General features: G+C 41.6%; 11 protein-coding genes and 2 pseudogenes. 6 read left to right on the top strand and 7 right to left on the bottom strand.

The features are described from left to right. The 3 genes from RDN93_RS20590 to RDN93_RS20580 form a co-directional block, all read left to right on the top strand. Positions 1-867 (top strand): hypothetical protein (locus tag RDN93_RS20590; protein WP_308747226.1); only part of this gene is annotated, 867 nt, incomplete at its 5' end. 197 nt (positions 868-1,064) lie between these two features. After that, on the top strand, positions 1,065-1,970 hold the full coding sequence (locus RDN93_RS20585) for a hypothetical protein (protein ID WP_308747225.1): 906 nt from the start codon (positions 1,065-1,067) through the stop codon (positions 1,968-1,970). Positions 1,971-2,039: 69 nt separating this feature from the next. Then, positions 2,040-2,714 carry a DUF5131 family protein gene (locus RDN93_RS20580; RefSeq protein WP_276346176.1) on the top strand — a complete coding sequence of 225 codons (675 nt, stop codon included), beginning with the start codon at positions 2,040-2,042 and terminating at the stop codon, positions 2,712-2,714. Between the two features lie 133 nt (positions 2,715-2,847). Here RDN93_RS20580 and RDN93_RS20575 read toward each other — a convergent pair. From RDN93_RS20575 to RDN93_RS20550, 6 genes and pseudogenes are all read right to left on the bottom strand, one after another. Beyond that, positions 2,848-3,042, bottom strand: a pseudogene (locus RDN93_RS20575) (N-acetylmuramoyl-L-alanine amidase); the annotation flags it as partial. 11 nt (positions 3,043-3,053) lie between these two features. Then, positions 3,054-3,371: a hypothetical protein gene (locus RDN93_RS20570; RefSeq protein ID WP_308747224.1), complete on the bottom strand. Its 318-nt coding sequence runs from the start codon at positions 3,369-3,371 to the stop codon at positions 3,054-3,056. A 149-nt stretch (positions 3,372-3,520) separates the two neighbouring features. Continuing rightward, positions 3,521-4,042: an HU family DNA-binding protein gene (locus tag RDN93_RS20565; protein WP_167966363.1), complete on the bottom strand. Its 522-nt coding sequence runs from the start codon at positions 4,040-4,042 to the stop codon at positions 3,521-3,523. 192 nt (positions 4,043-4,234) lie between these two features. Then, complete coding sequence (gene dnaB / locus RDN93_RS20560; RefSeq protein WP_308747223.1) at positions 4,235-5,614, bottom strand: replicative DNA helicase; 1,380 nt, start codon at positions 5,612-5,614, stop codon at positions 4,235-4,237. After that, positions 5,604-6,221, bottom strand: coding sequence for a hypothetical protein (locus tag RDN93_RS20555; protein WP_308747222.1), 618 nt, complete (start codon positions 6,219-6,221; stop codon positions 5,604-5,606). The genes dnaB and RDN93_RS20555 overlap by 11 nt, the downstream gene beginning before the upstream one ends. A 418-nt stretch (positions 6,222-6,639) precedes the next feature. Next, entirely contained in the window at positions 6,640-6,945 is a 306-nt protein-coding gene (locus RDN93_RS20550) for a DUF4248 domain-containing protein (RefSeq protein WP_308747221.1), read from the bottom strand. 472 nt (positions 6,946-7,417) lie between these two features. Here RDN93_RS20550 and RDN93_RS20545 point away from each other — a divergent pair, with 472 nt between their 5' ends. From RDN93_RS20545 to RDN93_RS20535, 3 genes are all read left to right on the top strand, one after another. Next, positions 7,418-8,977 carry an ATP-binding protein gene (locus tag RDN93_RS20545; RefSeq protein ID WP_308747220.1) on the top strand — a complete coding sequence of 520 codons (1,560 nt, stop codon included), beginning with the start codon at positions 7,418-7,420 and terminating at the stop codon, positions 8,975-8,977. A gap of 482 nt (positions 8,978-9,459) precedes the next feature. Next, positions 9,460-9,618 carry a hypothetical protein gene (locus RDN93_RS20540; protein WP_308747219.1) on the top strand — a complete coding sequence of 53 codons (159 nt, stop codon included), beginning with the start codon at positions 9,460-9,462 and terminating at the stop codon, positions 9,616-9,618. Between the two features lie 7 nt (positions 9,619-9,625). Then, on the top strand, positions 9,626-10,168 hold the full coding sequence (locus RDN93_RS20535; protein WP_308747218.1) for a GNAT family N-acetyltransferase: 543 nt from the start codon (positions 9,626-9,628) through the stop codon (positions 10,166-10,168). A 44-nt stretch (positions 10,169-10,212) separates the two neighbouring features. Here RDN93_RS20535 and RDN93_RS20530 read toward each other — a convergent pair. Continuing rightward, positions 10,213-10,481: pseudogene (locus RDN93_RS20530) on the bottom strand (ribonuclease E/G); the annotation flags it as partial.

Raw genomic sequence — 10,481 nt, 5'->3', positions numbered from 1 at the left:
ATTTGCTGTTTTTTTATTATCATTGCAAACAAAAACACTATGAAGCCAGTAGATAAGTTCTCAATCCAGTATAGCGAGTTGCTAGAGTATATATATCCAGTGACACAAGAATATTTCCCTGATTTTGATTATGATGAAGAAACAGGACAGACATATATATTGCCGTCACAAACGCCAGACACTTTTAAAGGAAGATACAACAGAGGAATATTGAAAGGCAAATTCTCGTTTGATTCATACATAAAGAATAACGAACTTCAAGAATTGCTTGCCGTATTGGGGTTAGACGCTGAAAAGTTTTGGTATCTATTGCTTTTCTGTTATGATTGCAGTTGGGGTAAATGTATGGAAGGTATAGAAATAAAAGAATCCTCTAAAGAACAGATAGAAAAATTTGTTAATGCTATCAGTGAGGATTATAAAAGAGATACTCCGTTTGGTGCAGTCTTTAAAAGCCCAATTTGTATTACGTTGAAAATAGGTAGGAAGAATATCGTGATAGATAATAAGACGGCTATTGCTAGTATAGCAAAGTTTTGTGCAGACGGATTGGAAACAGTAAATTCAGACCAAATGAATACTGGTAGCGTTGATTTGAGTGATCCACATACTGAATCATTCTCCGTATTCGCTTATTATTTCTCACAAATGATTATCACTGCCTTGAATTATCAAGAACAGGTAAAAGAAAAGAGAAAGAAGGGAGCTAATATGTCTGACAAGGAAAAGACGCTGATTTCTCATCTACTATACTTCACTGGTATCGTGAGCAACGAAAGTGTGTTGGTTGACTATGACTACTTGAAGTCCCTGTTGAAACAATATAAGGATAAGGACATAAGGAGTTTGAACGCATTTTATTATTGATTGAAACTTATTTTATTGTTTATTTCTGCTTTCTTATTCTCTAAATACTTCATTCTACAACTTGTGAAGTAGGGGAATAAGAAAGCAGTGTTTTTTTATTCCCGTTAGCTTCTCAAGAAAAGGGCAATCTTTGTAGTATAAAAATTATCGGTGAGCCAGGTACCAAAATAAGTCCGCAGGGCAGCGGCAAGATTGATATGAAGAAAAACGAAGTAACAACATTAACCTCGTTAGTAAATGAAGGAAAAAAGATTGCACGTTTAAGCGGTAATCGTGATTTGAATGAAAAGATTGTGAAGGCTAAAATGAAAACACTTGAAGAGTGCGGACAGTTAATTCCTGCCATAGTGGTAGATGCTAATGATGTTATAAATCAAGGGTTGGATGTTGTTGATTTTACTACAGGTGATATTATAAGAGAAGAAGAAGCTGTGGATTATTTGGTGTTAGTGGAAGGTAATCATCGCTATGAAGCGCACCTTAGACTTATGGCGAGTAATGAAGAACGGGATGAGCAAAAACGTTATAAGAGAGAATTTAAGTTATTGTATGCTTTGAATACGGAACTGCCAATAGCCAAGATGTTGTCAGAAATCAATATTGCTACTGATCCGTGGAAGGGTAGCGACTACGTGAAAGGGGCAAAAATAAACAATCAGCAAGAAGAACTACCTTTGTTGGATGCTATGAGTAATTTAGTAAATAAAGGCTATTCTTTAACTTCGGCATCGAAGTGGCTGACCTTCACCTCAAAGATTAATAAAAAAGTTATGGATTGTGCCATAGACGGTAACATTGCTGACGAGCTGAAAAATACCAGTGGCTTGGAAAGAGGGTTAAGACTTTTACAAGCGGCAGAAGGTATTTTTAAAGAAACGACAATACAGGCACGAACAGTAATCGACTGGATAATATCCAAGTATGAAAAAACTAGTGATAATCTCAAACCAAAATTTACAGACAAAATGGAACGTTTTTTGAAAAATATTAGTAAAGAAGATGCTGATTATATTGAAAAAGCCAAGGGAACTAGAGGAGGTGATACGAAAGAAAATATTATAAATAATAAATTGAGTGGATTATGGGAAGAATTTGAAAAATAATCCGTAGAGACGCCAGTAGGTGCTTCCTGCTGGCTTTCCAACAAGAATAATAACTAATAAAGATATATCATGATTAAGGAGAGTAAAGGCAATATGTATGAATTTGTGACACACACATGGAATCCTATTAAGGGTAAATGTTCTCATGGCTGTACCTATTGCTATATGAAAAAAATGTGTTCTCGTTTGAATACCCCCAGATTGGATGCGGCAGAATTAACCTGCTATCTTGAGTGTTTGAATTTTATATTTGTAGGAAGTAGTATTGATATGTGGGCAGAAGATATACCTAGCCATTGGATTCAAATGGTTTTGGATTATTGTGATAGGTCTGCCAATAAATATTTGTTTCAAAGCAAAAATCCTTCCAGAATATTAGATTTTATAGCTCATCCTGTATTTCATCATTCAGTGGTTTGTACGACCATAGAAACCAATAGGTTTTATCCAGAAATAATGCGTAACTCACCAGAGATAGAAGAAAGGGTAAGAGCAATGGAGAAAATTGCAAATTTGGGTATAGATACCTATGTTACGGCAGAACCTTTGATGCAGTTTGATTTGGATAAAATGGTGGAGTACATAAAACGATGTAAACCTCTACAAGTAAATATAGGACGGAATACGAACAGAAAAGTACAGTTGCCAGAGCCAACAGCAAACGAAGTGAAAGTACTTGTAACAGAACTGGAAAAGTTTACAAAGGTGGAGATAAAGAAAAATGCAGGAATATGGTTTAAGTGAAATGAACATATATCCTAGAACTGAAAAAACAACTACCTAATAAAGTGCATATTTTATAGCCGATTATCAGAAATGGTAATCGGCTTTTTTATTGATTATAGTAACAAGATACATAAATAGGATTAAATAATATGAAACCTTTCGCATGCGCTCCGATTTTCTCTATCGCCCGGGTAGACTTGATATCCCCATTCTTCCGGATATAGAAATGATACCCCGCTCCGTTGAATCCCCGTCTGCGATGGCAGACATCCAAGTCATATTCCGTAAAGTCCCTGTCCTCACGTGTAGCGGAACAGTGGACTACTATCAGATTTATAGGTCGCATTACTTCCGTCGTCAAGCTTCTTTCAAAGCCATACCTGCATTACCTGCATTACTGCGCTGCACACACTCTTTATTGATACACTGCAAAGCCGCAGCCTGCGCCAACTGTCCCCGCAACGAGAAAATCTCCGTATGCATCTCCTTCACCCTCGAACTAAGGTCGAAATAATCCTTCAACACCTTCTCCAACTGCTGCATCAGAAAAGAATACTGACCTTTCACCAGTTCACTGAACTCCTTGACCTCTTGCGCCATAACCTTGCGCTTCTTACGGTTACTGCCCAAAAAGGGTAGAATCGTCATGATAATCTCTATAATTTTATCTAGCATTTTAATAAATTGAGAATTGAAAATTGAAACATGAAATTAGAAAATGGGAGAGAAAACATGAACCACATGCCGGGGATAAAATAACTACTCCCCGGCAATCATGTGGAACTGTTCATTTATAAGGTTTACCTCAAGGAAAGGGACAGCCTTTATGCTGCCGGGTCCGGAGTTTCTCCGTCGTCCCCTTCGCCGGAACCGCCACCGTTTCCACCTTCGGAACCGCCACCTTCCGAACCGCCTTTAGCATCACCCTTTCCCGCCAGGACGAAATCCACATTATTCTCACTTCGGGTAGTGGTATGACTCGTATTCACCAGATGCAGCGCCTTGTCAGCCACAAACCGGACATTCACCTTGCGGATACAACGCACTGTGCAATCCTTCTCCTTCTCCGTGCCCTCGCTGCTCAGCGTGATATGGAAAGTCCCCAATCCATCAATCTTCACCTTATCGCCTTGCGTAAGCGACAGGCGCAACTGCTCCACAAAAGCCTCGATAGCATGCTTCACATCTCCCGCCGTAAGCGAGGAATTTGCTTCGATGGCATCCGCCAGCTTGTTGACGTCCATCACCCTTACAGTACCCGATTTCTGGCGTACATAATACAATACCTGCGAGTCTTCCTCGCTCACATTCTTTCTGCGCTGATAGCGCTCTACTAATACGTTCATAATTTGAAAAAGTTAAGGTTTAAGTAATAATTATTTTCTGTCATTCCGACTATACAAAGATACAAAACCACGAAAGGAAAGTCAAGTATTTTATAAAATAATTCCAAGCAAAAAACAACCGTTTTGAACCCCCGTAAACTATTATATAATGTAATTAAAAATAAACCGCAAAAACAACCGTTTTCCCCATCCTTATCTGGCATGTTTCTGAAGATATTCCAATGGCGGAACATAATCCGTAATCTTCGTCATTTCCGGATTATGGCTGAAATAAACGTTTCCCGTCTCCCCGTTGCGTTGCTTGGCGATGATGGCCACACCCAGGTCTTTGGTCGGATATCCGCTTTCCCTATCCGTAGTGACCCGGGCCAACGCCGGGCGATAAAGCAACATCACCATATCCGCATCCTGTTCGATGGCCCCGCTTTCGCGGAGCTGGCTCAGTTCCGGTCGCCTGTCTATCTGCCCTTCCGACAAGCGGTTCAACTGGCTCAGCAACACCACCGGCACATTCAATTCCTTGGCGAGCAACTTCGCCTTCCGCGCAGCCTGTGCTACTTCCTGCTCGCGGTTTCGGTTGCTCTGCCCGCTGCTCATGTCGCAAAGTTGCAGATAATCAATGATAATCATGCCGCACTCATTCCGGCTTTGCAGCAACCGCGCGCTGGAACGCACATGCTCCATACTGACCACCGTACTGTCATCCACATGAATCGGCAACCGTGCCAGTCCGGCAACCACGGCACGCGCTTCCGCCATCTCCTGCGCGCTCACCGTCCCCCCGCGCCAATGACCGGCACTGACATTGCTCGCCCCCGTCAGCCACCGGTCTGCCAACCTTTCTCCCTGCATCTCAAGACTGTAGACCGCTACGGCATATCCCGCCATTGCCGCGTTTCGTGCCAGATGCAGCGCGAATCCCGTCTTCCCCACACCGGGACGCGCGGCGATAACCACCAATTCCCCGTTCTGTAGCCCCGACGTCATTCGGTCTAAATCCGTCAGCCCCGTAGGAATCCCCGTCACGCCATCCATGCTCCGGGCGATACGCCCTTCGGCTTCCGTCATGGCATCCGCCATCAGCGTATCCATGTCGCGCATATTGCTATGGTGTCCGGATTCCCCTTCCAGGCGGTCGAGCAGGTCGTGCGCGTCCACCAGCGTGTCACCGATGTCTATGGTTTCGTCCAGCGAGCAGGCGAGCAACTTGTTCAATCCTAGAATCATCTCCCGCCGCAGGAACTTCTCGTGCACTATCTGCGCATGATACTCAATGTGCGCGGAACTGGCCACCTTACTGCTCAACTGCGTGATACCGTAAGGGCCGCCCGCATCCTCAAGCTTTCCCTGCCGGGCAAGCTCCTCTTTCACGGTGAGAATATCAATCTTCGTGCCCGTCCGGTGCATGGCGAGCAAAGCGTTGAAAATCAACTGGTGACGTATCACGTAAAACATCTCCGGGCGTAACTTCCCCGCTATCAGCGGTAAGGCGTCCTGCTCGATAAGGCAGGCGCCTATGATAGCCTCTTCCACTTCGGGCGCTTGTGGCGAAACCCGGTTCTCAGTATTCATTAAGAAAAGCTTTATTAGATAAGTAACTGCCTGCATGCAGGACATATTTGGAATTTGTCTGATGGAAATAATATTCCTCGATTTTGTCGATGGCGAGTTGCTGCTCTTTGCTGCTGAGTTTTTTCCATTCGCGCTGCACTTTGGCTATGTTCTCTTTGGGAAGTTGCGTAATGGCGTGATACTCGTCCCAGAAGTAGAAAAACTTCTCGTTGACGGCTTTCTTCTTTTTCATCGCTTCGGGATTCCCCACCCATTTGTCATATTCCACCACGCGGATATGCAAGGACTTGTCTTCATGCGGGATGATTTCAATCACTCCTGCGGTTTCCAGGTCATGAATCAGGCGGAAAGTCCGGCAGATACTCCAGTTAAAAATCCGGCTCCAGTCGCGGTAGCTGTGCATGCTTTCGCCCCGCCGGCACACGAACTCCTTATTTTGATATCCGGTATATTGCGTTTCCGAATAGTTGACCTTCATAAGCATGATTAAGAGTGCCTCTGTATCCCCTTCGCAACCATGTCCGTTGTCAATCTGCTGTTGCAGCAAAGATTTGGGGATAATCAGGAATCCGCGCGCCGTCATGGACTGGAAATTAAATTTCTTCATAAGTCGATTGTTTTTAATTTCCGGCAAATATATACCAGTTTTCATGGGTATGCAATAAGCCATGTTCAGTACGGTTCGCAGGGGTTGACAGGTGGAGAACAGAGCTAAAAAAATCCTTTTTCGTCCCGGGATGCGGTTCATTGGGTACGAAATGAAACAGACGCTCCGTTGGGGGGAAACGGAGCGTCTGTTTGGAGTGGACAGAGCCTTCGTTCGGGTGAATCAGAGGCTCTGTTTGAGAGCAGAAAAACGGATGCTTGTGCAGAACGCTTGTCAGAATACCTTTTTCTTCGTGTAAGTTGCTGTATCATTGATTGTTATGTGTGTAAAGAAAAACTACTCAGAACGCTTGTCAGAACACATTATAAACAATAAATAATAAACTATATATTTAAAAATATATAGTTCGATTTTCCTTTTATTTCTTGTCTGCGTTTACACTTTCGATTGCAGTTTTGTTAGTTGGCGGTATCTTGATGACGGGTGCCCCCAGAAATTCGATGAGGATGAGTTGCATCTTCGGACTGACGTTGTTTGTTTTCTTTGTGTAGCCTGCTGCGGTCATTTGAGCGCACAACTCTTTGTGGCTTCTGATACTGTTGCGCAATTTTCTGCTGGCCGAACTGGGAGTGGACAAATCCGGGAAATACTCTACCGCTAAGTCAGAGAAATGCTTGAAACCGTTAATACAGTTGCCGTCGTTGGCTGATTCATGAGTTTTCATGATTCTTAAAATTTTAAATTAAACGAAATAGGGCTTTTGACCCTGAAAATTGTGCAAATGTAAGCAAATATATTCTAAGGCTAAACTTGAAGTTACGACTTTTTATTTGACTGTTTTTATGTATGTAAAATTTAATATTCATATTTTTGTAGTTACTGAAAGTAATTTTTTATAAATGTAAATATTAATAATTAAAACTTTTTTATGAAGAAAGAAAATTTGTAAAAGTGATGTTCTTGAAGTACTTGTCGCAGATTTGTCAAATCCGAATAATAATACTATTCAGCAAGCAAATGATTAGACCGAAGCTGCAGTTAAGGATATTCTCGTCGTAGTAGTGCTAAAGCAGAAAGTGGCAGTGAAACTTTTATTGTAGGTGAAATGTTTTTCTTTTAACTTGCTATAGTAGAGAAATCTACTAAAATCAGTATCTTTGCAATAAGAAAGCGCATTTTTTATAAAAGCAGAGAGTATGAGCAATAAAATATATCCTATCGGTATTCAGAATTTTGAAAAGATTCGTAATGACGGTTATTTCTATATTGATAAAACTGCATTGATATATCAAATGGTCAAGACCGGAAGTTATTACTTTTTGAGTCGTCCGCGCCGTTTCGGAAAGAGTCTGCTCATCTCTACCTTAGAGGCTTACTTTCAAGGAAAGAAGGAGCTGTTTGAAGGACTGGCAGTAGAAAAGTTGGAGAAAGACTGGATAAAATATCCTATATTGCATCTCGACCTTAATATTGAAAAGTATGACACACTGGAAAGTCTGAATAATATACTTGATAAATCGCTGACAGCGTGGGAGAAACTTTACGGTGCCGAGCCGTCCGAACGTTCGTTTTCCTTGCGTTTCGCCGGTATCATAGAGCGTGCCTGTAAATTGGCAGGGCAACGTGTGGTCATCTTGGTTGACGAATATGATAAACCTATGTTGCAGGCCATTGGTAATGAGGAACTTCAAGAACAATTCCGAAATACCTTGAAACCGTTCTATGGAGCGCTCAAAACAATGGACGGCTGCATTAAGTTTGCATTCCTTACTGGCGTGACAAAGTTTGGCAAAGTCAGTGTATTCAGTGACTTGAACAATCTGGATGATATTTCAATGTGGAATGAGTATATCGAAATATGCGGTGTCAGCGAGCGTGAAATTCACGAAAATCTGGAAACAGAACTCCATGAATTTGCAGTAGCGCGCGGTATAACGTATGACAAGCTTTGTGAAGAACTGAGAGAGTGCTATGACGGCTATCATTTTACTCACAATTCAATCGGCATGTACAATCCGTTCAGTCTGCTTAACGCTTTCAAACGCAAGGAATTCGGCAGCTATTGGTTTGAGACGGGTACGCCTACCTATTTAGTGAAGTTGCTAAAAAAACATCATTATGACCTGGAACGGATGGCACACGAGGAAACCGACGCCCAGGTCTTGAACAGCATAGACTCTGAATCCACCAATCCCATTCCGGTGATTTATCAGAGCGGATACCTCACCATCAAGGGGTATGATGAAGAATTTGGAATGTATCGTTTAGGTTTCCCAAATCGTGAAGTGGAAGAGGGATTTATCCGTTTCCTACTTCCTTTTTATGCGAATGTGAATAAGGTAGAATCCCCTTTTGAGATTCAAAAGTTTGTTCGTGAGGTGCGTTCCGGTGATTATGATTCTTTCTTCCACCGCTTGCAAAGTTTCTTTGCGGACACTACCTACGAAGTGATTCGTGACCAGGAACTGCATTACGAAAACGTGCTTTTTATTGTCTTTAAACTGGTCGGCTTCTACGTCAACGTGGAATATAACACGAACGATGGACGCATCGACCTCGTCTTGCAGACTGATAAATTCATTTATATAATGGAATTTAAGCTGAACGGCACGGCCGAAGAGGCTTTACAGCAAATTAATGACAAGCATTACGCCCTTCTTTTCGAAATGGACGGACGGAAGCTCTTTAAAATCGGCATAAACTTCAGTGCGGAAACCCGCAATATTGAAAAGTGGATAGTAGAGGAAAATAGATAATTTAAGCTTCTTCACATACCGCCATTTTCATCCCCTGATAGACAACTACGATTTTGTGCAAAGTCGTTGTTCCAACAAGTAGCTGTGTAGTTGTTCACGTACTACTTGGTTGGGTATAGTCAATAATGTCTGACCATATTTAATGCCGCTAATAGTCAACATTCCGAAGTATGAAAAACGAATTGAAATATATATTATTGCTTCCCCCGTATCCCCCCATCCCAGCGGATTTATAATCCGTTGGTCTTTCGTATCAGGATTTTAAATCCGCTTGCTTTTTACGTGCATCTTGAACAGGAAACGAGTACAAATCCGATTGAACGGAGAGTTTAATTAAACAAGGATGAGCGGCTTGAACAGAGAGTTTGGTAGATAGCTAAAAAAACAATAAGAAGTAATGGGAAAAAAACTTTTTCTGCTTGCTATAACTAGAAAAGAATACTACCTTTGTACTCATTATAATAATGAAAGGAGGAAACAAGATGGCAAGGCCTATTCGTGAAACGCCTATATTGTTTGGAGAAGATGCCCGGCGATTTGAGGAGAAGATGAAGCATCCTCGTAAAGTGACGAAGGAAGAGCGGGAACGTAGGCGTAAAAATTACGAACTCGTAATGAAGGCGGCAACTAACTTTAAATGATGGAGTTATGAGTGTACATATAGACTATTCGAAATTCCGTATTAGTCGGATGGAAGAATGGGAGAAAATAGAAGAATCGTTCAATTGCGGTGATACCGACTTGAACGATTTTATTTTGCATGAGGCTCCGCTATATCGGGAAGCGTTATTGGCTGTGTCTTATGTAGCTAAAATTGGCGATCGGGTAATAGCATATTTTAGTTTGGCTAATGATAGGGTGTCATTGGGAGATTTTGAAAATAAAACAGAATTTAATCGTTTTCGTAAACATCGTTTTGTGAATGATAAACGTTTGAAAAGTTATCCGGCTGTTAAAATCTGCCGTTTCGCTGTTGATACAACTTTTTCCGGCACAGGTATTGGTACGATATTGATGGATTTTATAAAAGGCTATTTTATTGAAAACAATAAAACTGGGTGTCGCTTTATAACGGTAGATGCATATCTGAACGCTATTCCGTTTTATGAAAAGAACCATTTTAGCCCATTACTGCCAAAAGATGATGATGAACATACTCGTTTGTATTATTATGATTTGAAAGAAGAGTAAATAGACAGAAAAGGCGACCCGTTGCAACGAGCCGCCTTTTCTGTCTATTTGATTTCGAATTCTTCCTTCATATCGATTTCCTCTCCATGCGTATCATAGAACACATATTGCAGGAATGCGAGTTTCTGACTTGGAATAATCTTGATACCGAATCCGTATTTCATCTGCCACTTCCGTTTCAGGGAAACGAGTCCCTGGTTGATGTAAGCGGCCACATACGGATGGACGTGTAACGAGAATTTCTTAACCTTCAGTTTATTGACCAGATAATCAATTTTACTCTCCAAAGTGTCCGTAAAGAGAATGGACGATT

This window comes from uncultured Bacteroides sp. (assembly GCF_902491285.1).
In the GTDB taxonomy this organism is placed as follows: domain Bacteria; phylum Bacteroidota; class Bacteroidia; order Bacteroidales; family Bacteroidaceae; genus Bacteroides.
Note: the sequence above shows the minus strand (reverse complement) of the source record. Positions and strands in the feature narration are given on the sequence as shown.